The sequence below is a fragment of the Streptomyces sp. NPDC029151 genome (assembly GCF_055564315.1).
Map to the genome: position 1 here is coordinate 1,031,482 of NZ_JBVHWQ010000002.1, position 24,026 is coordinate 1,055,507.

General features: G+C 69.5%; 20 protein-coding genes. 2 read left to right on the forward strand and 18 right to left on the reverse strand.

Annotated features, from left to right (window positions below):
* The 3 genes from ACZ4VF_RS12370 to ACZ4VF_RS12380 all read right to left on the reverse strand — a co-directional run bounded on the left by ACZ4VF_RS12370 (position 1) and on the right by ACZ4VF_RS12380 (position 2,403).
* On the reverse strand, positions 1-1,014 hold the full coding sequence (locus ACZ4VF_RS12370; protein WP_467925372.1) for a hypothetical protein: 1,014 nt from the start codon (positions 1,012-1,014) through the stop codon (positions 1-3).
* A gap of 11 nt (positions 1,015-1,025) precedes the next feature.
* Positions 1,026-1,559, reverse strand: coding sequence for a hypothetical protein (locus ACZ4VF_RS12375; RefSeq protein WP_467925374.1), 534 nt, complete (start codon positions 1,557-1,559; stop codon positions 1,026-1,028).
* 355 nt (positions 1,560-1,914) lie between these two features.
* The gene (locus tag ACZ4VF_RS12380) at positions 1,915-2,403 is read right to left on the reverse strand and encodes a hypothetical protein (protein WP_467925376.1); all 489 of its coding nucleotides are present in this window, start codon (positions 2,401-2,403) and stop codon (positions 1,915-1,917) included.
* A 171-nt stretch (positions 2,404-2,574) separates the two neighbouring features.
* Here ACZ4VF_RS12380 and ACZ4VF_RS12385 point away from each other — a divergent pair, with 171 nt between their 5' ends.
* Positions 2,575-2,859, forward strand: a complete 285-nt coding sequence (locus tag ACZ4VF_RS12385) for a hypothetical protein (protein ID WP_467925378.1) — start codon at positions 2,575-2,577, stop codon at positions 2,857-2,859.
* A gap of 214 nt (positions 2,860-3,073) precedes the next feature.
* Here ACZ4VF_RS12385 and ACZ4VF_RS12390 read toward each other — a convergent pair whose 3' ends face one another.
* The 11 genes from ACZ4VF_RS12390 to ACZ4VF_RS12440 form a co-directional block, all read right to left on the reverse strand.
* Positions 3,074-5,035: a TIGR03960 family B12-binding radical SAM protein gene (locus tag ACZ4VF_RS12390; RefSeq protein WP_467925380.1), complete on the reverse strand. Its 1,962-nt coding sequence runs from the start codon at positions 5,033-5,035 to the stop codon at positions 3,074-3,076.
* A gap of 98 nt (positions 5,036-5,133) precedes the next feature.
* A complete protein-coding gene (locus ACZ4VF_RS12395; RefSeq protein WP_467925382.1) occupies positions 5,134-6,645 on the reverse strand; it encodes a CYTH and CHAD domain-containing protein in 1,512 nt (503 codons plus the stop codon).
* Between the two features lie 181 nt (positions 6,646-6,826).
* Positions 6,827-8,023 (reverse strand): rod shape-determining protein RodA, encoded by a 1,197-nt coding sequence (gene rodA / locus ACZ4VF_RS12400; RefSeq protein WP_467925384.1) that lies wholly within the window; start codon positions 8,021-8,023, stop codon positions 6,827-6,829.
* A complete protein-coding gene (gene mrdA / locus ACZ4VF_RS12405) occupies positions 8,020-10,269 on the reverse strand; it encodes a penicillin-binding protein 2 (RefSeq protein ID WP_467925386.1) in 2,250 nt (749 codons plus the stop codon). Before mrdA ends, rodA begins: the two co-directional genes overlap by 4 nt.
* 160 nt (positions 10,270-10,429) lie before the next feature.
* Complete coding sequence (gene mreD, locus ACZ4VF_RS12410) at positions 10,430-11,107, reverse strand: rod shape-determining protein MreD (RefSeq protein WP_467925388.1); 678 nt, start codon at positions 11,105-11,107, stop codon at positions 10,430-10,432.
* A 13-nt stretch (positions 11,108-11,120) separates the two neighbouring features.
* Entirely contained in the window at positions 11,121-12,059 is a 939-nt protein-coding gene (gene mreC, locus ACZ4VF_RS12415; protein WP_467925390.1) for a rod shape-determining protein MreC, read from the reverse strand.
* 163 nt (positions 12,060-12,222) lie between these two features.
* The gene (locus ACZ4VF_RS12420) at positions 12,223-13,242 is read right to left on the reverse strand and encodes a rod shape-determining protein (protein ID WP_014672705.1); all 1,020 of its coding nucleotides are present in this window, start codon (positions 13,240-13,242) and stop codon (positions 12,223-12,225) included.
* Positions 13,243-13,503: 261 nt separating this feature from the next.
* The gene (gene ndk / locus ACZ4VF_RS12425; RefSeq protein WP_467925392.1) at positions 13,504-13,917 is read right to left on the reverse strand and encodes a nucleoside-diphosphate kinase; all 414 of its coding nucleotides are present in this window, start codon (positions 13,915-13,917) and stop codon (positions 13,504-13,506) included.
* A 67-nt stretch (positions 13,918-13,984) separates the two neighbouring features.
* The gene (locus ACZ4VF_RS12430) at positions 13,985-14,347 is read right to left on the reverse strand and encodes a DUF4233 domain-containing protein (RefSeq protein ID WP_356153908.1); all 363 of its coding nucleotides are present in this window, start codon (positions 14,345-14,347) and stop codon (positions 13,985-13,987) included.
* A gap of 16 nt (positions 14,348-14,363) precedes the next feature.
* Entirely contained in the window at positions 14,364-15,878 is a 1,515-nt protein-coding gene (gene folC / locus ACZ4VF_RS12435; RefSeq protein WP_467925395.1) for a bifunctional tetrahydrofolate synthase/dihydrofolate synthase, read from the reverse strand.
* A gap of 194 nt (positions 15,879-16,072) precedes the next feature.
* Positions 16,073-18,697, reverse strand: coding sequence for a valine--tRNA ligase (locus ACZ4VF_RS12440; protein WP_467925397.1), 2,625 nt, complete (start codon positions 18,695-18,697; stop codon positions 16,073-16,075).
* 772 nt (positions 18,698-19,469) lie between these two features.
* Here ACZ4VF_RS12440 and ACZ4VF_RS12445 point away from each other — a divergent pair.
* Positions 19,470-20,444, forward strand: a complete 975-nt coding sequence (locus tag ACZ4VF_RS12445; RefSeq protein WP_467925399.1) for a hypothetical protein — start codon at positions 19,470-19,472, stop codon at positions 20,442-20,444.
* Between the two features lie 90 nt (positions 20,445-20,534).
* On the opposite strand, the gene ACZ4VF_RS12450 is transcribed toward ACZ4VF_RS12445, so the two are convergent.
* The 4 genes from ACZ4VF_RS12450 to ACZ4VF_RS12465 all read right to left on the reverse strand — a co-directional run bounded on the left by ACZ4VF_RS12450 (position 20,535) and on the right by ACZ4VF_RS12465 (position 23,804).
* A complete protein-coding gene (locus ACZ4VF_RS12450) occupies positions 20,535-20,819 on the reverse strand; it encodes a hypothetical protein (RefSeq protein WP_467925401.1) in 285 nt (94 codons plus the stop codon).
* 189 nt (positions 20,820-21,008) lie between these two features.
* Positions 21,009-22,295 carry an ATP-dependent Clp protease ATP-binding subunit ClpX gene (clpX, locus tag ACZ4VF_RS12455; RefSeq protein WP_467925403.1) on the reverse strand — a complete coding sequence of 429 codons (1,287 nt, stop codon included), beginning with the start codon at positions 22,293-22,295 and terminating at the stop codon, positions 21,009-21,011.
* 170 nt (positions 22,296-22,465) lie between these two features.
* Entirely contained in the window at positions 22,466-23,131 is a 666-nt protein-coding gene (locus ACZ4VF_RS12460; protein WP_059249543.1) for an ATP-dependent Clp protease proteolytic subunit, read from the reverse strand.
* 67 nt (positions 23,132-23,198) lie between these two features.
* Complete coding sequence (locus ACZ4VF_RS12465) at positions 23,199-23,804, reverse strand: ATP-dependent Clp protease proteolytic subunit (protein ID WP_030648616.1); 606 nt, start codon at positions 23,802-23,804, stop codon at positions 23,199-23,201.
* Positions 23,805-24,026 lie beyond the last annotated feature (222 nt).

Sequence of the window (24,026 nt, forward strand, 5' to 3'; positions counted from 1 at the left end):
CTACTTGGAGACGACGTTCCGCCAGAAGTTCCGCAGGCTGTCGTCACCACCGAACAGGGAACTGAAGATCGTCGAGTCCGCCAGCAGCAGGTCGGCCGCGCGCCCACCGCGGGGCGGCATCCACAGGAACATGGAGAACTCGGCGTTGCCGGCCTCGGTGAACGGATGCGGCCGGGACGTGTCGATCGGCTGCCTGGCCAGCACACGGACGGCGTCCGGATCGTCGGTCGTCACGTCGTAGTGCGGCAGGTGCATGTGGAAGTTGAAGTTCGTCACCCCGTCGAGCCAGCCCTTCGGATCCAGGTCCCGGACCGTGGACAGCGGCGCGATCTGGTTGTTCTCACGCGTCGCGGGACGCAGTCCGTACCGGTTCACGACCGGCACGTCGAGACCTTTCATCAGGTCCCTGACGTAGGTGGCGAAGCGCTGCTGCCGGGGCACCAGTGGATCACCGTGATGACGGTATTCCATCTCGCGGACCTTCAGGTCGTCCGACGAGCCGACATCGTGGTGCGGGCCCAGCACGAGGCACGCGTCCTCCCGGGCGAGGAACGCCCGCAGCGCCTCGATCTCACCCGGCTGGGCCTCCTGCTCGGTGACCGCGTGGTCCAGCCCGAACACGAACAGCACATCCGTGTCGCCGAGCACCCGCTCGTCGAGCGGGGTGAAGAAGCCCGCCTGGTCGATGCGCTGGTACACGGGTACGGGGTGCCCCGTGACCTCCTCGACGTAGTCCTGGAAGGGCACCCAGGCCCAGAAGAACAGCTCCAGCGACCCGGCGATGCCCTGCTGGAACCGGTACGGGTCCGACCACTTCGGGTCCTCGTACGCCGGCCACGCCACCCGCCTGACCTCTGTCATCGTGGAGAAGCGGTTGTCCAGCTCGGCCGCGTCGCGACCGGCCTCGGCCGGATAGCTCCACGAGACGTAGATGCTCACGCGCCGCCCGCCGGGGGTGTACTTCCGCGGTATGTGCCGCTGGTTGTAGGTGCGCGCGGTCCTGACCTCACCCATTGCGCTCAGCCTCACTGCATCTGATCGAGCATCTCCGACAGGGCGCTCTTGATCCGCAGCGCCTTCTTGATCTCGTCCGCCGTCACGTACGGGTACTCCCCGTACTCGATGAAGCTCGGACAGTGGTGTTCCCGCACGAAGCGCACGAACGCCTCCGGGTTCGTCCGCCAGTCCTCCGGGAACCCCTCGAGGTTCTCGAAGGTGGTGCTCACGCCCGCCTTGCTGAACAGCGCGACGGCGTCCTCGGTGTACTTGTCGAAGTCGGTGTCGAAAATCCCCTGGTACATGAACCGCGTGTCGCCGTCGAAGAGGACCCAGCGCAGGTAGTGCAGCTTCAACGGTGCGAGCAGGTACGGGTCCTCCTCCAGCGCCTTGGCCAGGGTGTGGCCGTGCTCCCGTATCGCCTCGGCCCTGCCCGGTTTGACGTCGGCGATGATCGTGAACCCGTAGCACGCCGGAGTTCTCGGGAAGACCGGGCCGTACTTCCCCTGTTCCAGATGGTCGGTGTCCTTCGGGATGACAACCGCCTGCGGCTTGATCTCCATGTCCGCTCCTCCGGCTCCACGGAACCCGCCTCCAGCGTGGCACCGGGCGGCCGGACGCGCCCGCTGAGCCGGAGGGGGACCGACGGGTCCGCCGCCGTCCACCGAGGCCGGGCGACCCGCGCGGTACGGACGACCGGCGGAGACGGCGATCAGCGTCTCGGCACGCGACGACGAGACTCCCGGGGCACGCCCTGACCGGCGGCCGACCGGTGCGCCCGGCCGCGCTGCGGCTGCTGCCGTACCGCACCGGCAAGCGCCACCGCGAACACCGAGCCGGTTCGGGTGACCCGCATGTCCCGCAGGTCGACGTCTCGGTGAGCACGCGCTCGACTTCGTAGCTGACGGACGGACGACGTCAGTGAGTCAGGGCGACCTTGAAGAGCACGATGACCAGGCCGAGCACCAGGTTCACCGCTCCGGCGATCACCACCACACGGGTCGCGGCCCCCGCACGCAGGGCAGCGACCGAAGCCCAGCCCACCTGCCCCGCCAGCGCGACGCCCAGGCTCAGCCACACCGCCGCTTCCGGACCCAGGCCCAGCAGCGGAGTGACGGCGACCGCCACGGCCGGTGGGACGGCCGCCTTGACGATGGGCCACTCGGCCGCGCACACCCGCCGGATCTCCCGTCCGTCCAGAGGCACGTACATGATCCGCTCCCCGAACAACCGGGTGAGCACGTGCGCGGCCCAGAACACCACCCCGGTGCACAGGAGCAGGAGGACCAGTTCCAGTCGGGGGAACTCGCCGAGCGATCCCGCCCCGACCACCACGGAGGCAGCCAGCAGCGAGCCGTACGTGGCGCCCGCGTAATCACGGCGTTCCGGAGCGTCCGCCTGCGTCATGACCGGCCGCGGCGGGGGAGGCAGAACTTCACGAGTCCAGTGTGAGGACGTCCCCGGCGTGCCGCACGGTCGGAGGCTCACGGCGTCCGGCACCGCCCCGTGCCGGATGCCGGACAGCGGCCTACCTCTGCCTGCTGGCAGCGGGCAGGCGGCGGTGCCACCGTTGGGTACATGGCCCTGTGGATGTCGTGGACCCTGGACGGTGTGGGAAGCGCCGGTCAGACGGTCGACGACGTCGAGGCGGTCCTCAAGGCCTTCGACGACTCCCTGGAGCGGTCACGACGTGTCTTCGCGTCCGATACCCCGGCATGGGAGCGGCTGAACCGCTCGGCCGCCCTCGTGCGGGCTCGGCTGCTCGACGAGGGGTGCGACGCCCTGCAACGGGACGAGCCGTGGTCGCTGGCCTGGGGTGGTGTGGAGATCCAGGTGATTCCGCGGGGTCGGGGAAACACCTAGGCGATGCACCCCGGGTAAGCGTGCGACCCCCGGCCGCATCGAGCCGGACGCGGTGCCGCGCCGTCCGGCAGAGCCTGCAGTGCAGCAGCAACCGAGGCCCCGCAAGGGCGTCCGGGACGGCACCGACGGGCGAGGAGCCGAAGCGCGCAGCCGCCGCCTCTCCCTCGCTCGATCCCGCCGGCGCCTCATCACCCGATCGCGTGCCGCACTCCCGTCAGTGCGCGTGACCGCTCGCGGCCGGCGCCGGGCCGGCGTTCTTGACCGTCAGGGGCAGCAGCTTCTTCCCGGTCGGGCCGATCTGGATGTGGGTGTCCATCTGCGGGCACACGCCGCAGTCGAAGCACGGGGTCCAGCGGCAGTCCTCGACCTCTGTCTCGTCGAGGGCGTCCTGCCAGTCCTCCCAGAGCCAGTCCTTGTCAAGGCCGGAGTCGAGGTGGTCCCAGGGGAGGACCTCCTCGTAGGTGCGCTCGCGGGTGGTGTACCAGTCGACGTCCACGCCGAAGGGGGCCAGCGCCTTGTCCGCGCAGGCCATCCAGCGGTCGTAGGAGAAGTGCTCGCGCCAGCCGTCGAAGCGGCCGCCGTCGTCGTAGACCGCACGGATGACGGCGCCGATGCGGCGGTCGCCGCGGGACAGGAGGCCCTCGACGATGCCGGGCTTGCCGTCGTGGTAGCGGAAGCCGATGGAGCGGCCGTACTTCTTGTCGCCGCGGATCTTGTCGCGGAGCTTCTCCAGGCGGGCGTCCGTCTCCTCCGCCGAGAGCTGCGGGGCCCACTGGAAGGGGGTGTGGGGCTTGGGGACGAAGCCGCCGATCGAGACCGTGCAGCGGATGTCGTTCGAGCGGGAGACCTCGCGTCCCTTGGCGATGACCTTGGTCGCCATGTCGGCGATCTGGAGGACGTCGTCGTCGGTCTCCGTGGGCAGGCCGCACATGAAGTACAGCTTCACCTGGCGCCAGCCGTTGCCGTAGGCCGTGGAGACCGTGCGGATCAGGTCCTCCTCCGAGACCATCTTGTTGATGACCTTGCGGATGCGCTCCGAGCCGCCCTCGGGGGCGAAGGTGAGGCCGGAGCGGCGGCCGTTGCGCGTCAGTTCGTTCGCCAGGTCGATGTTGAAGGCGTCGACGCGGGTGGAGGGCAGGGAGAGGCCGACCTTGTCGTCCTCGTAGCGGTCCGCCAGGCCCTTGGCGATGTCGCCGATCTCCGAGTGGTCCGCCGAGGACAGGGAGAGGAGGCCCACCTCCTCGAAGCCCGTCGCCTTCAGGCCCTTCTCCACCATGTCGCCGATGCCGGTGATGGAGCGCTCACGGACCGGGCGGGTGATCATGCCGGCCTGGCAGAAGCGGCAGCCGCGGGTGCAGCCGCGGAAGATCTCCACCGACATGCGCTCGTGGACCGTCTCGGCCAGGGGGACGAGGGGCTGCTTGGGGTAGGGCCACTCGTCCAGGTCCATGACCGTGTGCTTGGACACGCGCCACGGGACGCCCGACCTGTTGGGTACGACGCGGGCGATACGGCCGTCGGGGAGGTACTCGACGTCGTAGAACGCCGGGATGTAGACGCCGCCGGTCTTCGCGAGGCGGAGGAGGACCTCCTCGCGGCCGCCGGGGCGGCCCTCGGCCTTCCACTCGCGGATGATCCGGGTCATGTCCAGGACGGCCTGCTCGCCGTCGCCGATCACGGCCGCGTCGATGAAGTCGGCGATCGGCTCCGGGTTGAAGGCCGCGTGGCCGCCGGCCAGGACGATCGGGTCGTCGATCGTGCGGTCCTTGGACTCCAGCGGGATGCCGGCCAGGTCGAGGGCGGTGAGCATGTTCGTGTAGCCCAGCTCCGTGGAGAAGCTGAGGCCGAACACGTCGAAGGCCTTGACCGGGCGGTGGCTGTCGACCGTGAACTGGGGGACGCCGTGCTCCCGCATCAGCGCCTCCAGGTCCGGCCACACGCTGTAGGTGCGCTCGGCAAGGACGCCCTGCTGCTCGTTGAGGACCTCGTAGAGGATCATGACGCCCTGGTTGGGCAGACCGACCTCGTACGCGTCCGGGTACATGAGCGCCCAGCGGACGTCGCACTCGTCCCACGGCTTGACCGTGGAGTTGAGCTCCCCACCGACGTACTGGATCGGCTTCTGCACGTGCGGGAGCAGAGCTTCGAGCTGCGGGAAAACCGACTCGACAGGCATCTCGCGAACCTTCATGAGCTGACTGGGGGATCCCCCGGCCGGAGGCTGGGGGCGGGTGACCATCTAGCGTAACCCGACCGGCGGGCTCCCCCGAACGCTCAGCCGCTCACCCCGGGCCCGATCTCCTTCCAGCGCCGGGCCAGCTCCGCCTCCGTAGCGGCGGCGCGGGCCTCCTCCCTGCCGTACAGCAGGCCGTGTGTGAAGGTGCTCTCACCGGCCGCGTCGGCCACCGCGGCCAGCTCGCGCAGGGCCCGGCGTGCCATGACGCCGTCCTGGTGGTCGCCGAGGAGGGTGGTCAGGGACTTCATGGACCGGGTGAGGGAGCGGGCGGGGGTGCCCAGGGCCTCGGTGGCTGCCTCGGCGGCGTAGCGGGTGCGCTTGGCCTTCTTGCGGGCCTCGTGCAGGGCGAGGTCGCGGTCCTCGCCCGGCGGCAGCTCCAGCGCGTGCTCCATGACGGCCGTGAGTTTCCTCTCGTCCTTGCGTACGGCCTTGGTGAGCGCCTTCCGCGGTTTCCTGCCGGCCGCCTTGCGCAGGGGCGGGTCCGTGAGCAGGGCGTCCAGGGTGTCGAGCAGGGCCAGATAGCGGCGGGAGTCCAGGACGCCGGTCAGGTGGGCGTGGGCGCCCCTGTGCCGGGCCGCGGCCCAGGCGGTGAGCCGTTCGGGGACGGGGCCGGTGACCAGGGCGGGCGGGAGCGCTTCGAGGGCGTTGGTCAGGCGGTCGGCCAGCACCTCCCGGTCGCGGTCGACGCCCAGCTCGCCGGCGAGCCATTTCAGTTCGGCGCCGACGGGGTCGGTGACGGTGCGGTCGAGGAGGCTGCCGAAGGTGCGCAGGGTGCTGCGGGCGCGGCGGGTGGCGACCCGCATGCGGTGCACGGAGTCGGGCAGGCCGCGGCGGACGGCGGGGTCGAGTTCCACGAGGGTGTCGCGCTGGGCGCGGAGGTAGGCGAGGACGTGGTCGCCGGCGGTCACCGGTGGCCGGGGGTCTGCCGTGCGGCGCCGGTGGCCGCGTCGGCTGCCGCCGGTCAGCTCCAGGGCGCGGGCCAGTTTCGACGGCGCGGCGGCGGGGCGTACGCCGGACTTGCGCAGCCGTTTCTCCAGCCGGTCGAGGAGGGCCGGGTCGCCGCCGTCGGCCAGTTCCACCTCGATCTCGGTCCACTGGGCGGTTCGGTGTCTGCCGGTGAGCCGCTCGGCGGTCACGGTGTCGAGGCTCGCTTCGGCCAGCAGTCTGCCGTCGGCGTCGGTCAGGTGCCGTACATCGCGGGCGGAGCGCAGCCGGACCAGCGGGATCAGCTCGGCGTCCCGGACGCGGGAGCGGACGAGGGCGGCGATCTCCTCGGGGACGGTGTCGGAGAGCGGGGCCCGGATCTCGTCGCGGACTCCGGGGGCGACCGGGAACTTCAGGTGCCAGCCGGCGTCCGAGCCGCCGGTGCGGCGGCGCAGGGTGAGGGAGTCCGCGGCCAGACGTTCGTCGGCGGTGTCGTAGTAGGTGGCGTCCAGGTCGGCCAGGCCCATGTCGACGACGGCCGCCACCCCGCCGACGCCGGTCAGGTCGGGCAGCCCGCCGCCATCGGATTCGTACTTGCGCTCGATCTCGCGTTTCGTATCCGCCATGCACCGAATCTAGTGCTCCGGTGGCCGGTGGGGCAGAGCGCCCCGGATCGGTGCGGCAGCGGGTGCCGTCGGTGCGGTGGCCGGCTGGGCGGCGGACCGGCGGACCGGCGGGTCCGGAGCGCCGCAGGTCCGGAGCCCGGCAGCCCGGCGGGGTGGGGTCCCGCGCCGGGCCGTCGGTGGGCTACGCCGACATGGGGCGCTGCACCTTGATCGACTGCAGTAGTCCGATCGCCACCCACACCGCGAACATCGAGGAGCCGCCGTACGACACGAACGGCAGGGGCAGGCCCGTGACCGGCATGATGCCGAGGGTCATGCCGATGTTCTCGAAGGCCTGGAAGGCGAACCAGGCGACGATGCCGGCGGCGACCGTCGTCCCGTACAGCTCGGTCGAGTCACGCGCTATCCGGCAGGCCCGCCACAGGACGACACCGAGCAGGAAGATGATGAAGCCCGCGCCGACGAAGCCCAGCTCCTCCCCCGCGACCGTGAACACGAAGTCGGTCTGCTGCTCGGGCACGAACTGGCCGGTGGTCTGCGAGCCGTGGAAGAGCCCGGCCCCGGTCAGTCCGCCGGAGCCGATGGCGATGCGGGCCTGGTTGGTGTTGTAGCCGACGCCGGCCGGGTCCAGGTCCGGGTTGGCGAAGGCCGCGAAGCGGTTGATCTGGTACTCGTCCAGGATGTGCAGTTGCCAGATCGCGACGCAGCCGATGACGCCGGCGGTGAGGAGGCCGAAGACCCAGCGGTTGGAGGCGCCGGAGGCGAGCAGCACGCCCAGGATGATCGCGACCATGGCCAGGACCGAGCCGAGGTCGGGCATGAGCAGCAGGATCAGGATCGGTACGGCGGCGAGGCACAGGGCCTGGAACACGGTCCGGTGGTCGGGGTACGGCTTGTCGCCCGCGTCCACCCGGGCGGCCAGCAGCATGGCCATGCCCAGGATGATCGAGATCTTGAGGAACTCGGCGGGCTGGAGCGAGAAGCCGCCGATGACCAGCCAGTTGCGCTGGCCGTTGATGGTCGCGCCGAGCGGGGTGAGGACGACCAGGGCGAGGAGCACCGACAGGCCGTAGAGGATCGGCACGGCGTTGCGCAGGGCGCGGTGGCCCAGCCAGAGCGTGGCGATCATCAGGGCGATCCCGATGCCGAGGTTCATCAGGTGCCGGATCAGGAAGAAGTACGGGTCGCCCTGGTTCAGCTCGGTGCGGTTGCGGGTCGCCGAGTACACCAGCAGGGAGCCCAGCAGGGACAGGCCGGTGGCCGCGAACAGGATCGGCCAGTCCAGCCGGCGGGTGAGCGAGTCGCGGGCGAAGATCCTGGTCCAGCCGGCCCGCTCGGGTCCGTACCCGGAGACGGAGAAGCTGTTCGCGCCGGTCATGAGGGCCTCCTCCGGCTTCCCCTGCGGGACCGGCGGCGGGTGTCGCGGTTGCCCGTGCCGGGTGAGGGCGTGGTGCCCGCGGGCTGCTGGTCGTCGCCGTTGGTGGGGTTGCTCTTCTGGGCGGCCTCGGCGTCCTTGGCCGGGTCGCCGGTGACCTTGGGGGCGGCGATGGTGCCGTCCGTGCGGACCTTGGGCAGGCCCGTCTGCGGCTCGGGCAGCAGCGCCTTCTTGCGGTCGACGGAGCCGTCGCCCTGGACGCCGTAGAGCGCGCTGTAGATGTTGCGCACGGCCTCACCGGAGGCGCCGGAACCCGTACCGGCCTGGGCGATCGTCATGATCACCGTGTAGTCCTTGGAGTAGGTGGCCAGCCAGGACGTGGTCTGCTTGCCGTAGACCTCCGCCGTACCGGTCTTGGCGTGCAGCGGGATCCGGTCCTGGGGCCAGCCGCCGAACTTCCAGGCCGCCGTACCGCGGGTGATGACGCCCGCGAAGGCGTCGTTCATGCCCTTGAGGGTGGCCTGGCTGACCGGCAGCCTGCCCTTCTTCTTCGGCTTGATCTCCCGCACGGTCTTGCCGTCGGCGCTGACGATCGCCTTGCCGATGGTCGGCTGGTACATGGTGCCGCCGTTGGCGACGGCGCCGTAGATCACGGCCTCCTGGATCGGCGTGACGAGGGTGTCGCCCTGGCCGATGGAGTAGTTGATCGAGTCACCCTCGCGCATCTTGTTGCCTTCGAGGCAGTTCTCGTAGGCGATCTTCTCGACGTAGGAGCCGTCCTTCTTGCCGGTCTTGCACCAGGCGTCCTTGTTGGCCTTCCAGTAGTTCAGCTTCCACTGGCGGTCGGGGACGCGGCCGGTGACCTCGTTGGGCAGGTCGATGCCGGTTTCGCTGCCGAGGCCGAACTGGTGGGCGGCCTTGTAGAAGTAGTCCTTCGGCTGGCCCTTCTTGGGGTTGATGCCGCCGTCCTTCTTCCACTCCTTGTCGGCCAGGTAGTAGAAGACGGTGTCGCAGGAGACCTCCAGGGCGCGGCCCAGCGGGATCGCGCCGAAGCTCTCGCCCTCGAAGTTCTTGAAGACCTGGCCGCCCACCGAGTAGGAGCTGGTGCAGGGGTAGCCGCCGTTGAAGTCGTAGCCGGCCTCGACCGCGGCGGCCGTGGAGACCACCTTGAAGGTCGAGCCGGGTGCGGCCTGGCCCTGTATGGCCCGGTTGAGCAGGGGGTAGTCGGAGCCCTTGCCGGTGAGGGCCTTGTAGTCCTTGGCGGAGATGCCGCCGACCCAGACGTTCGGGTCGTACGTCGGCGCGGAGGCCATGGCGACGATCCGGCCGGTCTTGGCCTCCATCACGACGACGGCGCCGGAGTCCGCCTTGTAGTTGGTGCCGGTGATCTTGTCGAACTGCCGGCGGGCGGCCTTCATCGCCTTGTCGAGTTCGTACTCGGCGACGCGCTGGACGCGGGAGTCGATGCTGGTGACCAGGTTCGAGCCGGGCTCGGCCGCGTCCGACTCGGCCTTGCCGATGACCCGGCCGAGGTTGTCGACCTCGTAGCGGGTGACTCCGGCCTTGCCGCGCAGCACCTTGTCGTAGGTCCGCTCCAGGCCGGAGCGGCCGACCATGTCGGAGCGCAGGTAGGGCGAGTCGGTGTCCTTGGCCTTCTGGATCTCGGCGTCGGTGACGGGCGAGAGGTAGCCGAGCACCTGCGCGGTGTTGGACTTGCCGGGGCCCGGGTAGCGGCGGACGGCCTCGGGCTCGGCGGTGATGCCGGGGAAGTCCTCGGAGCGCTCGCGGATCTGCAGGGCCTGCTTGGGGGTGGCCTCGTCGGTGATGGGGATCGGCTGGTAGGGCGAGCCGTTCCAGCAGGGCTGGGGGGTCTTGGCGTCGCACAGCCGGACCTTCTGCATGACCTCCTGGGGGCTCATGCCGAGGACGCCGGCCAGCTTGGTGAGGACGGCCTCGCCGTCGTCCTTCTGCTTCAGCAGGTCGGTGCGGGAGGCGGAGACCACCAGGCGGGTCTCGTTGTCCGCGAGGGCGACACCGCGGGCGTCCAGGATGTCGCCGCGCACGGCGGGGTCGACGACCTGCTGGACGTGGTTGCCGGAGGCCTCCTTCTGGTACGCGGCGCCCTCGCGGATCTGCAGGTACCACAACCGGCCGCCGAGCGTGCCGAGGAGGGAGAGGACCAGGATCTGGATCACGACGAGCCGGGTCTGGACGCGTGGGGTCCGACCGGTCTCGGGAATGTTGGTCACTGCGGCCGCCTCCCCCTCTCGGTGCGCGTGTGCGAGGACGTGTGCGAATGATGAACGACCGGCCTGTGAACCCGCGTTCCGGGAACGCCGACCCGTTCGGGTGAACTCCCCGGAGTGGACTCGTCCGATGCGGACGCGCCGGTGCCGAAGTGACCGCCGATCACAGCCGCTTGACCCCCTTGATGCGGCTCACCCGGGCGGAGCGCGTGCGGGCCTTGGCCTTCAGCGCCCCGAGGCCGCCGCGCTGGCTTCCGATGCGCAGGCCGGTGCCGGAGGAGAGCCAGCCGGAGGAGATGTCACCGGCCTTGGCGGCGGGCCCGGACTCGGTGAGCGGGTCGTTGTCCGCGCGGCGGGCCAGCCACATGACGCCGGGCACCACGAACGGGGCGAGCAGCAGGTCGTACAGGGCGGCCGAGAACAACAGCCCGGGCAGGCCCACATGGCGGGCTGCGGTGTCGCCGACGAGCGCGCCGACCCCCGCGTAGAGCAGGGTGGAGCCGAGGGCGGCGGCGACCACGGCGGCCATGGGGCCGGTCGCCGACTTCAGCCGGCCGTTCTCCGGTCTGACGAGTCCGGCGAGGTAGCCGATGACGCACAGCACGAGCGCGTACCGGCCGGCGGCGTGGTCGGCGGGCGGGGCCAGGTCGGCGAGCAGACCGGCGCCGAAACCGACCAGGGAGCCGCCCACGTGGCCGTACACCATGGCCAGGCCGAGGACGGTGAGCAGCAGCAGGTCGGGGACGGCGCCCGGCAGGTGCAGCCGGGCGAGGACGCTCACCTGGATGACCAGGGCCACGACGACCAGCGCGGTGGAGAGCAGGATCCGGTTGACACGCATGGGGATTCAGCTCCTACTGCTGCTCTTCGGTGGCGGGGGCGTCGGCCGACGGGTTGACCGTCACGGTCACCGTCGGCGTCGGGACCGGCTTCGGCTTGGCCGGGAGCACGGTGTCCCGCGGGTCCTTCTTGGGCGCCTGGACGACCACGCCGACGATGTCGAGCTTGGTGAAGCTGACGTACGGGGTGACGTAGAGGGTGCGGGTCAGGCCGCCGCCGGAGGGGTCGACCCGGGAGACGACACCGACCGGGACGCCGGGCACGAACGGCTTGTCGGCCTGCGAGCCGAACGTGACGAGCCGGTCGCCCTTCTTCACCTCCGCCTTGCCGTTGAGCAGTTCCACGCGCAGCGGGCGGTCGCCCTGCCCGGAGGCGAAGCCGAGTTCGTCGTCGCCTTCCATGCGGGTGCCGACGGTGAAGTCCGGGTCGTTGGCGAGCAGCACGGTGGAGGTGCTGGGGCCGACGGTGGTGACGCGGCCGACCAGGCCGTCCCCGTTCAGCACGGTCATGTCCCGCTTGATGCCGTCGTCGGCGCCGGCGTCGATGGTGATGGTCCAGGAGAAGCCCTGGGCCGAGCCGATGGCGATGACCTGGGCGCCCTTGATGCCGTACTGCCCCTCGCCGGCGATCCTCATCACCTTGTCGAGCTGCGCCAGGCGGCTGCGGTTGCGGTCGTCGCTGCCGAGCTTGGCCTTGAGGGCCGCGTTCTCCTTCTCCAGCACGGCGAGCCGGTCGTGCCGGCTGCCGGAGTCACGGATCGCGGAGACGGCGTCCGCGACCGGGTCGACCGCGGAGGACAGCCCGTCCTCGACCGGGCCGAACGCCGTCGCGGCGGCGTGCCGGGCACCGTCGACCGGGGAGTTCCGGCCTCCCCGGATGTCCACCGTGATCAGCGCGAACGCAATGGCGACCAGCAGGACCAGGAGCAGCCGGCTCTCTTTCGTGTCCCTCACGTGCGGCGGCCGTGCCCTTCCTCAAGTAGGAATTCGGGGGCCCTGGACAACGCGAATGCTGCGGCGTGGAACCAAGTGGCCCGTTGGGGGAGCTTATGCCTCTATATCAACGATCCGCCGCACGAGAGGAGAACGTCTCGTACGGCGGAATCGCTGAGTCGCGTCATCTGCGCGGCTGGGCGTCCAGAACCTGCTGCAGCGCCTCGAACTCCTCGACGCACTTCCCGGAACCGAGCGCGACGCTGTCCAGCGGGTCCTCGGCGATGTGGATCGGCATGCCGGTCTCGCGCCGCAGTCGCTCGTCGAGCCCGCGCAGCAGGGCTCCGCCGCCGGTCAGAACGATTCCTCGGTCCATGATGTCGCCGGACAGCTCCGGCGGGCACTTGTCGAGGGTGGTCTTCACCGCGTCCACGATCGCGTTGACCGGCTCCTCGATGGCCTTGCGGACCTCGGCCGCGGAGATGACGACGGTCTTCGGCAGCCCGGACACCAGGTCCCGGCCGCGGACTTCGGTGTGCTCGTCCGTGTCGAGGTCGTACGCCGAACCGATCGTGATCTTGATCTGTTCCGCCGTCCGCTCACCCAGCAGGAGGCTGTACTCCTTCTTGATGTACTGGATGATGGCGTTGTCCAGTTCGTCGCCGGCGACGCGGATGGACTGGGCGGTGACGATGCCGCCGAGCGAGATGACCGCGACCTCCGTGGTGCCGCCGCCGATGTCCACCACCATGTTGCCCGTCGCCTCGTGGACCGGCAGACCGGAACCGATGGCGGCCGCCATGGGCTCCTCGATGATGTGCACCTGGCGGGCGCCGGCCTGGGAGGACGCCTCGATGACCGCGCGGCGCTCGACGCCCGTGATGCCGGAGGGCACGCAGACGACGACCCGCGGCCGGGCCAGATACCGCCGCTTGTGGATCTTCAGGATGAAATAGCGGAGCATCCGCTCGGTGATCTCGAAGTCGGCGATGACGCCGTCCTTCAGCGGACGGACGGCCACGATGTTGCCCGGCGTCCGGCCGATCATCTTCTTCGCTTCGGCACCGACCGCGAGGATCCCACCCGTGTTGGTGTTGATCGCCACGACGGACGGTTCGTTCAGTACGATTCCGCGACCCCTGACGTACACCAGCGTGTTGGCGGTCCCGAGGTCGACAGCCATGTCACGGCCGATGAACGACATTGAGTTCCCCATCCGGATTCATCTGGCCTCCCTGCGCTTTTGAGGGCATGTCAGGGCGGCGAGGCGGGTGCTGTGACGTGAAGGCTTCCATCGTAAACGCGCCTGCACGAACACTGCGCGAGGGTCTCCGCCATTGTCACCAGATGGCGTGCCGCCTCGCTTGTGGAGACGGGCGTTCGGGGGCGCTCGTTCCCTCAAATGCCCGGACTATGCCGGAAAGGTCCGGGACCGGCCCGGACCTCTCCACGGCAGCCGCAGGCGTCACGCACGTCCCGGGAAGAAGATCTTCACCTCACGCTCGGCGGACTCCTCGGAGTCGGAGGCGTGGATCAGGTTCTCGCGGACGATCACACCGTAGTCACCGCGGATCGAACCGGGCGCGGCGGCGATCGGGTCGGTCGGGCCGGCCAGCCGGCGCAGCCCCTCGATCACCCGCTCGCCCTCCACGATCATCGCGACGACCGGTCCCGAGGACATGAACTCGACCAGCGGCTCGTAGAACGGCTTGCCCTTGTGCTCGCCGTAGTGCTGCTCCAGCGTGTCCTGGTCCAGGTGGCGCAGCTCCAGCGCGGTGATCTGCCAGCCGGCCTTGCGCTCGATACGGCTGATGATCTCGCCGGTCAGGCCTCGACGGACGGCGTCGGGCTTGAGCAGGACGAGGGTGCGCTGGCTCACGAGGGGCTCCTAACACGGCTTACGGGTGTGCGGTGGGACGAGGTTACAAGAGCGTGGCCTGCCGTTGTTACGCAGCGTCAGCCGTGGAGGAGCCGGAGTCAGCCTGGGCGGCGAATCTCGCCTTCGCCTCGTCCACCTTTCTCCCGAAGTGCACCGATGCCCACCACAGCGCGGCGAACACCGCGCCCATGAAGTACATGGTCGGGACGAACACACCGGAGGCGATCAGGGCGATCTGCAGGGCCCAGCCGAGGGCCACCCCGCCGGGCCGGGTCACCATGCCGCACAGCAGCACGCACAGCAGCATGGCGACACCGCTGACCAGCCACACCGTGGAGGTGGACAGGTCCGGGTCCTTCATGGCGACGAGCCCGGCGAAGCCGATGACGAAGAACTCGCCGATCAGGGTCGAGGAACAGAGCGTACGCATCTCTTCTCTTCGCCTCTCAGCCCTTGCCCAGCAGCAGCCGGGCCTCGCCGACCGTGATGACGGAACCGGTCACCAGCACACCACCGCCCGCGAACTCGCCGTCCTCCTCGGCCAGCGTGATCGCGGCCTCCAGGGCGTCCGGCAGCCGCGGCTCGACCTGCACCCGCTCGTCGCCGAACACCTCGACGGCGATCGCGGCCAGCTCGTCGGCGTCCATGGCGCGGTGGCTGGAGTTCTGCGTGACGACGACCTCGGCGAAGATCGGCTCGAAGGCCTCCAGCACGCCCCGCACGTTCTTGTCGCCGCTCGCGCCGACGACCCCGATCAGCCGGGTGAAGTCGAACGCCTCCCGCACGGCCTCGGCGGTGGCCTGCGCGCCCGCCGGGTTGTGCGCGGCGTCCAGCACGACGGTGGGAGAGCGCCGTACGACCTCCAGCCGTCCCGGGGACGACACGGCCGCGAAGGCCTTGCGCACGGTGTCGATGTCCAGCGGCTCCGCGCGCTGCGCGCCGACGCCGAAGAACGCCTCGACGGCGGCGAGCGCGACGGCCGCGTTGTGCGCCTGGTGGGCGCCGTGCAGCGGGAGGTACAGCTCCGGGTACTCGCCGCCGAGGCCGCGCAGCGTGAGCAGCTGCCCGCCGACGGCGACCTGCCGGGCGACGACACCGAACTCCAGGCCCTCACGGGCGACCGTGGCGTCCACCTCGACGGCCTTCTTCAGCAGCACCTGCGCGGCGTCCACCGGCTGCTGGGCCAGGATGACGGTCGCGTCCTGCTTGATGATGCCGCTCTTCTCGCCGGCGATCTCCGCGGTCGTCCCGCCGAGCCGGTCGGTGTGGTCGAGGTCGATCGGGGTGACCACGGCGACGTCGCCGTCGATCACGTTGGTGGCGTCCCAGGAGCCGCCCATGCCGACCTCCACGACGGCGACGTCCACGGGGGCGTCCGCGAAGGCGGCGTACGCCATGCCGGTGAGCACCTCGAAGAAGGACAGCCGGTACTCCTGCTGTCCGTCGACCATCTCGACGTACGGCTTGATGTCCTGGTAGGTCTCGACGAACCGCTCGGCGGAGATCGGAGCGCCGTCCAGGCTGATCCGCTCGGTGACCGACTGCACGTGCGGGCTGGTGTAGCGGCCGGTGCGCAGCTCGAAGGCGCCGAGCAGGGCCTCGATCATGCGGGCGGTGGAGGTCTTGCCGTTCGTGCCCGTGATGTGGATCGAGGGGTACGAGCGCTGGGGCTCGCCGAGGACGTCCATCAGCGCGGAGATCCTGCCGACCGAGGGCTCCAGCTTGGTCTCGCCCCAGCGGGTGGCCAGCTCCGCCTCGACCTCGCGCAGCGCCTGGTCGACCTCCGGGTCCTCCGGGCGTCCGGGTACGTCGGCCTGCGGCGGGCCGCCCTGGGTGCGCAGAGTGCGGCTGCCGGCCTCGATCACCGCGAGGTCGGGGTCACGGGTGGTCTCGGCTTCGATGATCTCCTCGAAGCTGTCGAGGGGGTCGGGGGTGTCGCTGGTGCCAGGCGCTTCGCTCACGAGGCCCAGTCTACGGAGCGGCTGCCCGCGGTGCGGCGCCGGTATGGGACGGCTTGTCTCGTCGGCCGGCTTCGGCGCGTCGTGGCTCGTCGCGCCCGCGCGGGGAGCCGCATGCCGACACGGCCCCGCGCCCCCGGGTCGGCGAAGGCCCCCGGCGCGGACACGCACCGGGGGCCTTCACCGCGTACGGACGCCTACGCCTGCGGCAGCTTCTCCAGCTGGGCGGTGATGCGGGCGATGTCCTCCTCCGCCTTGGCCAGGCGGGTGCGGATCTTGTCCACCACGTTCTCCGGGGCCTTCGCCAGGAACGCCTCGTTGCCCAGCTTGGCCGTGGCCTGGGCCTTCTCCTTCTCGGCCGCCGCGAGGTCCTTCGCGAGGCGCTTGCGCTCCGCGGCGACGTCGATCGTGCCGGACAGGTCGAGGGCCACCTCGGCGCCCGCCACCGGCAGGGTGGCCGTGGCGGTGAAGGAGTCGCCCTCGGGCTGGAGCCGGAGCAGCTGGCGGATGGCCGCCTCGTGCGGGGCGAGGGCCGTACCGTCCAGCGTCAGGCGGGCCGGGACCCGCTGACCCGGCTGGAGGCCCTGGTCGGCGCGGAAACGGCGGACCTCGGTGATGACCGACTGGAGGGTGGAGATCTCCTGCTCGGCCGCCTGGTCACGGAAGCCGCTGTCGGCCGGCCAGTCGGCGATGACGATCGACTCGCCGCCGGTCAGCGTGGTCCACAGGGTCTCCGTGACGAACGGGACGACCGGGTGGAGCAGCTTCAGGGTGACGTCGAGGACCTCGCCGAGGACGCGCTGGGAGACCTCGGCCGGCTCGCCGCCCGCCTGGAAGACGGTCTTGGACAGCTCGACGTACCAGTCGAAGACCTCGTCCCACGCGAAGTGGAAGAGGGCGTCGGAGAGCTTGGCGAACTGGAAGTCCTCGTAGTACGCGTCGACCTCGGCGACCACCGAGTTCAGGCGGGAGAGGATCCAGCGGTCGGTCGCCGACATCTTCGACGGGTCCGGCAGCGGGCCCTCCACCGTCGCGCCGTTCATCAGCGCGAAGCGGGTCGCGTTCCAGATCTTGTTGGCGAAGTTCCGCGAACCCTGGACCCAGTCCTCGCCGATCGGCACGTCGACGCCCGGGTTGGCGCCACGGGCCAGGGTGAAGCGCAGGGCGTCGGAGCCGTACTTGTCCATCCAGTCCAGCGGGTTGACCGCGTTGCCGAAGGACTTCGACATCTTCTTGCCGAACTGGTCGCGGACCATGCCGTGCAGGGCGATGGTGTGGAACGGCGGGGTGCCGTCCATCGCGTACAGGCCGAACATCATCATCCGGGCGACCCAGAAGAAGAGGATGTCGTAGCCGGTGACCAGGACGGAGTTCGGGTAGAACTTCGCGAGCGACTCGGTCCGCTCGGGCCAGCCGAGGGTGGAGAACGGCCACAGGCCGGAGGAGAACCAGGTGTCGAGGACGTCGGTGTCCTGGTGCCAGCCCTCGCCGGTGGGCGGCTCCTCGTCGGGGCCGACGCAGACGACCTCGCCGTTCGGGCCGTACCAGACGGGGATGCGGTGGCCCCACCACAGCTGGCGCGAGATGCACCAGTCGTGGAGGTTGTCCACCCAGTCGAAGTACCGCTTCTCCATCTCCTGCGGGTGGATCTTGACCTTGCCGTCGCGGACGGCGTCGCCGGCGGCCTTGGCCAGCGGGCCGACCTTGACCCACCACTGCATGGACAGGCGCGGCTCGATGGTGGTCTTGCAGCGCGAGCAGTGGCCGACGGAGTGGACGTAGGGCCGCTTCTCGGCGACGATCCGGCCCTCGGCGCGCAGCGCGGCGACGATCGCGGAGCGGGCCTCCAGGCGGTCCATGCCCTGGAAGGGGCCGTGGACGGTGATGACGGCGTGCTCGTCCATCACGGTGATGGACGGCAGGTCGTGACGCTGGCCGATCTCGAAGTCGTTCGGGTCGTGGGCCGGGGTGACCTTGACGGCGCCGGTGCCGAACTCGGGGTCGACGTGCGTGTCCGCGACGACCGGGATGGAGCGGTCGGTCAGCGGCAGGCGGATGAGCTTGCCGACGAGGTGCTGGTACCGCTCGTCGTCGGGGTGGACGGCGACGGCCGTGTCACCGAGCATCGTCTCGGCACGGGTGGTGGCGACGACGATCGTGTCGTCCCCCTCGCCGTACGTCATGGAGACCAGCTCGCCGTCGTCGTCCTGGTACTCGACCTCGATGTCCGAGATCGCCGTCAGACAGCGGGGGCACCAGTTGATGATGCGCTCGGCGCGGTAGATCAGCTCGTCGTCGTAGAGCTTCTTGAAGATGGTCTGGACGGCCTGGGAGAGGCCCTCGTCCATGGTGAAGCGCTCACGGGACCAGGCGACGCCGTCACCGAGGCGCCGCATCTGCCCGGAGATCTGCCCGCCGGACTCGGCCTTCCACTGCCAGACGCGCTCGACGAAGGCCTCGCGGCCCAGGTCGTGCCGGGACTTGCCTTCCTTGCCCAGCTCCCTCTCGACCACGTTCTGCGTGGCGATACCGGCGTGGTCCATGCCCGGCTGCCACAGCGTCTCGTGGCCCTGCATGCGCTTGCGCCGGGTCAGGGCGTCGATGAGGGTGTGCTCGAAGGCGTGCCCGAGGTGCAGGCTGCCGGTGACGTTCGGCGGGGGGATGACGACGGTGTACGGCAGCTTGTCGCTCTTCGCGTCCGCCTCGAAGTAGCCCCGCTCCACCCAGCGCTCGTACAGCGGCCCCTCTACATCGGCCGGCGCGTACTGGGTCGGCAGTTCGGTGTCGGGCGCGGGTGGCTGCTGCTGAGCGTTCTCGGTCACGGGGGTCAGTTTAGAGGGGGCGCAGGCGTGGCCCCAACGCTAATCAGTACGTCACCGTCACCCCTCGGCAGCCCCTGACGGCATCAGAGTTAAGCGACATGCACCGGACAAGCGTTTACGTTACGCTCGGCCGCCTGTCATGGCACTGACATTCGAAGGGGAGGCAGGCACATGCGGCGGCACCATGTTGCAACGGCCGGAGTTATGGCGGTCGTGGGTCTTACGGCCATCGCCACACCGGCTCAGGCGGAAACCGACAACTACAGAACGTGCAACGTGATAGACGTGCAGCACGCGGCGCCCCGCGTCGTCGCCACTGGCGGTGGGTACGAGACGTTTTCGGGTCGTAACACGATCAGTAGCGTCTACATGTACTTGGAAGACACCAGAGCCGATGGCCACCACGTAGCGGTGAGACTTGTCACTCGACGATCTGACGGCACCGATCACGTGTGGAGCTGGCATCACCTCTACGCAGGTGAAGGCACACACCAAACGTTTCCCACCTCAGCGAGCGACCCAGAAGGTATTCGCACCGCTCAGCACCAAGTGGGCGAGTTCGACGGAAACACGCTGCTGTCGACCTGCTTCACGAGCCGAGTGACAAACGGGTACTGGTAGCCGCAGCAAGAAGAGGCCTCCGTCGCTGCGTAACAGGTGCGCACCGAAATCGCGAGGGTTGGTAACGGCGTGCTCCCCGCCCGCCCTGTACTGACACATGATGCACAAAGATGAGCGGGACGCATACGCGACGGAGGGGACCGAAGATCTTATGAGTCACAACCAGCCGGGCCCGTACGGCCAGCAGCCCCAGCAGCCGGGTCCTTACGGCCAGCCGGGGCAGCCGGGTCCGTACGGCCAGCCGGGCCCCTACGGCCAGCAGCCGCAGGCTCCGCAGCCCGGCTACGGCTACCCCCAGCAGGCCCCTCCGGCGGCGCAGCCGGGGTACGGCTACCCGCAGCAGGGCGTGCCGCAGCAGCCCGGCCCCTACGGCCAGCAGCAGCCGAACCCCTACGGCCAGCAGCCCTACGGCACGCCGCAGGCGCCCCAGCCGGGCGGCGGGAAGAAGAAGACCGGCCTGATCATCGGCGCGGTGGCCGTGGTGGCCGTCGTGGGCGTGGGCCTGTACTTCGTGCTCGGCGGCAGCGGCGGCAGCGGCGGTGTGGCGGACGACGGGCCGCACAAGCTGACGACTCCGGAGACGGTGCTCACGGAGTACAAGAAGTCCAGCGACTCGGGTTCCTCGGACGACATCAGCGACTCCGACCGCTCGGATTTCGAGAAGTGGGGGGTGAAGAACCCCACCGAGGTTGGCGCCAAGTACGAGAGCGGCAAGGGCCTCACCATGAAGGGCCTCGGCTTCAGTGGCGTGTACGGGACGATCGACGATCCTGAGGCGGTTGTCGACTCCATGTTCGCCAAGGCCAAGACGGAGTCCGAGAAGAACCAGGGTGATTCCGACACCAAGGGCAAGCTGGTCGGCAGCCCCGAGACCGTCCACCCTGCGAACTTCAACGGGATCATGAAGTGTCAGGTGGCTCAGATCGACAGCAGCGCCTCGGCGTCCGCGGAGGCAGGCGTGCCGAAGACCCTGAAGTTGCCGATCTGCATCTGGGGCGATCACAGCACCGTCGCCATCGTCTCTTCGTACAGCGTCGCCTCGATCGCCTCAGGCGAAGGCGGCTCGGTGGGCGATGCCGCAGAGACCGCGGCCAAACTGCGCAATGAGGTACGAGAGAAGATCTAGTCGGCTGACGAGGTCTCCTTCGCATTCCCTGCGGGGGGGGGTGCCCGTCAGGCGCATGGCGGGCACCCTCTTGCATATCAGCTGTGGCCGTCAGGCACGGCTACAGGCAGGATCTGAAACTGCGCTCTTGATGTCGAGTTTCGCCAGACCCAGCGTGCAAGCAGCGTTGGGCCAGTTACCGAAGGGCGTCTTGATCGCCCCGTGGCTACAGGCCTCCTTCACCTTCGGACCGGCGAAGTATCCATGGCTGGCCACGTAGTTGGCGCAGGCGCTCTGCGTGGCACTCGCCGGTGATGCCACGAGGATCGGCAGGGCGCCTGCCGCCACCACCACACCGGCTGCGGCCACCAGGCGCTTCGCCCTCTGGAAAGTCATGCGGAGTCCTCCCGTTTTACACAGCCAGGCGTTCGAACATACGCCCGACTCGGTCGGACCGATTCGATCATGACGACACGGCGGGTCCCAGTGGTCACCGGGACTATGACCCGATCTCGCTGCCCCTGGTCCGACACGCCGACGGGCGGGCGCCCGGTCTGGGTGCCCGCCCGTCGAAGCCAAGAGAACTCAGGCCGTCTTCTGCTCCCCCGACCCCCGCCCCCGCGCGTCCCGCGGGATCAGCGTCGGGTTGACGTTGGAGAGGACGACGTCGGCGGTGATGACGACGCGGGCGACGTCCTTGCGGGACGGGACCTCGTACATCACGCCCTGGAGGACCTCCTCCATGATGGCGCGCAGGCCGCGGGCGCCGGTCTGGCGGAGGATGGCCTGGTCGGCGATGGCCTCCAGGGCCTCGCGTTCGAAGTCCAGCTCCACGCCGTCGAGTTCGAAGAGGCGCTGGTACTGCTTGACGAGCGCGTTGCGGGGTTCGACCAGGATCTTCAGCAAGGCCTCGCGGTCCAGGTTGTGGACCGAGGTGATCACCGGGAGACGACCGATGAACTCCGGGATCATGCCGAACTTGACCAGGTCCTCCGGCATGACGTCCTCGAAGACGTCCTTGGACTCCAGCTCGCGCTTGGAGAGGATCGTGGCGCCGAAGCCGATGCCCTTGGCCCCGGCACGCGCCTCGATGATCTTCTCCAGGCCGGCGAAGGCACCGCCCACGATGAACAGGACGTTCGTCGTGTCGATCTGGATGAACTCCTGGTGCGGGTGCTTGCGGCCGCCCTGCGGCGGGACCGAGGCCGTGGTGCCTTCGAGGATCTTCAGCAGGGCCTGCTGGACGCCTTCGCCCGACACGTCACGGGTGATCGACGGGTTCTCGCTCTTGCGGGCGACCTTGTCGATCTCGTCGATGTAGATGATGCCCGTCTCGGCCTTCTTGACGTCGTAGTCGGCCGCCTGGATGAGCTTCAGGAGGATGTTCTCGACGTCCTCGCCGACGTATCCCGCCTCGGTCAGCGCCGTGGCGTCGGCGATCGCGAACGGCACGTTCAGCATGCGCGCCAGGGTCTGCGCGAGGAGGGTCTTGCCGGAGCCCGTGGGGCCGAGCAGCAGGATGTTGGACTTCGCCAGCTCGATGGCGTCGTCGCGGCCGTTCGCGCCGCCGTTCTCGCCTGCCTGGACCCGCTTGTAGTGGTTGTACACCGCGACGGAGAGCGCCTTCTTGGCGGCCTCCTGGCCGACCACGTAGCCCTCGAGGAACTCGTAGATCTCGCGGGGCTTGGGCAGTTCCTCCCAGCGCACCTCGCTGGTCTCGGCCAGCTCCTCCTCGATGATCTCGTTGCAGAGATCGATGCACTCGTCGCAGATGTACACACCGGGCCCTGCGATGAGCTTCTTGACCTGCTTCTGGCTCTTGCCGCAGAACGAGCACTTGAGCAGATCGCCGCCGTCACCGATGCGTGCCACGGTGTGCTTCCCCTTCGCCTGGGAGACGCCTGGACGTTACGAGTCCAGCGGCTCCTGGTGCTGCCTTATGTCCGACGGTACCTTGCCGGGCCCGGTGTTCGGGCCCCTCTTGGCAGGGTTCACTTTGCCGTGAACCGTGCCGAGAGGGGCTCAGAGTGCCGCGTTCCGCGTCAGCGGACCGCTGCGTTGTTCAGCTTGCGGGTGGAGATGATCTGGTCGACGAGGCCGTACTCCAGCGCCTCCTCGGCCGTGAGGATCTTGTCGCGCTCGATGTCCTCGCGGACCTGCTCGATCGGCCGGTTCGAGTGCTTGGCCAGCATGTTCTCCAGCTGCTCACGCATCCGGGTGAACTCGTTGGCGATGATCTCCAGGTCGGAGAGCTGGCCGCGGCCGGTGGAGCCGGCCGGCTGGTGGATCAGCACCCGGGAGTTCGGCAGCGCCATGCGCTTGCCGGGGGTGCCGGCGGCGAGCAGGATGGCCGCGGCGGAGGCCGCCTGGCCCATGCAGACCGTCTGGATGTCGGGCTTCACGAACTGCATCGTGTCGTAGATCGCCGTGAGGGCGGTCATGTCGCCGCCGGGGCTGTTGATGTAGATCGAGATGTCCCGGTCCGGGTCCATCGACTCCAGGCACAGCAGCTGCGCCATGACGTCGTTGGCGGAGGCGTCGTCGATCTGGACGCCCAGGAAGATCACGCGCTCCTCGAAGAGCTTCGCGTACGGGTCGTACTCGCGGATGCCCTGGGAGGTGCGCTCGACGAAGCGCGGGATGACGTAACGGCTGTCGGGCCGGGGCCCTTCGTACATGCCGCTGGCGGCGCCGGGGAAGTTGCTCATGGGGTTCACCGTCCTGGTGGCGTTCTGGGGGCTTCGGTCTCTGCGGTGCGTGGCGTGGCCGGGCCGGTCAGGCACCGGTGCCGCCGCCTCCCGGAACACCCGAGGCGTGCGTGATGATCTCGTCAATGAGACCGTACTCCTTGGCCTCCTCCGGGGTGAACCAGCGGTCGCGGTCGCCGTCGCGGATGATCGTCTCGACCGTCTGGCCGGAGTGCTGCGCGGTCAGCTCCGACATGCGCTTCTTGGTGCGCATCAGGTACTCGGCCTGGATCTTGATGTCCGAGACCGTACCGCCGAGGCCGGCGGAGCCCTGGTGCATCATGATGTCCGCGTGCGGCAGGGCGAAGCGCTTGCCGGCGGCACCGCCGGTGAGCAGGAACTGGCCCATCGAGGCCGCCATGCCCATGGCGATCGTGACCACGTCGTTCGGGATGTACTGCATGGTGTCGTAGATCGCCATGCCGGCCGTCACCGAGCCACCCGGGCTGTTGATGTAGAGGTAGATGTCCTTGTCCGGATCAGCGGCAAGGAGCAGCAGCTGTGCGGTGATCTTGTTGGCGATGTCGTCGTCAACCTGCTGGCCGAGGAAGATGATCCGCTCGTTGAGCAGCCGGTTGTAGACCTGGTCGCCGAGGCCACCACCGATGGAAGGCTCGCCGGCGGCGGAGGGCATCAGATTCGTCACGTATCCACCTGCTCGTCTTACGACGGCGCCGGGCCGTCTCAGTTCTGCTTGTTCTGCCTTTCATGGACCCTAACGCGAGGGTCCCTTCGGGGAATCCCGGGAATGCGGGTGTTCGCCGGGGGCGTAGCGCTCCGCGGGGGCCGCCGGGCGCGGTCCGCGGGGGGTGGTGGCCGTGTCCGCCGGGCCGGGGGCGCGTGGGGGCCGTTCGCG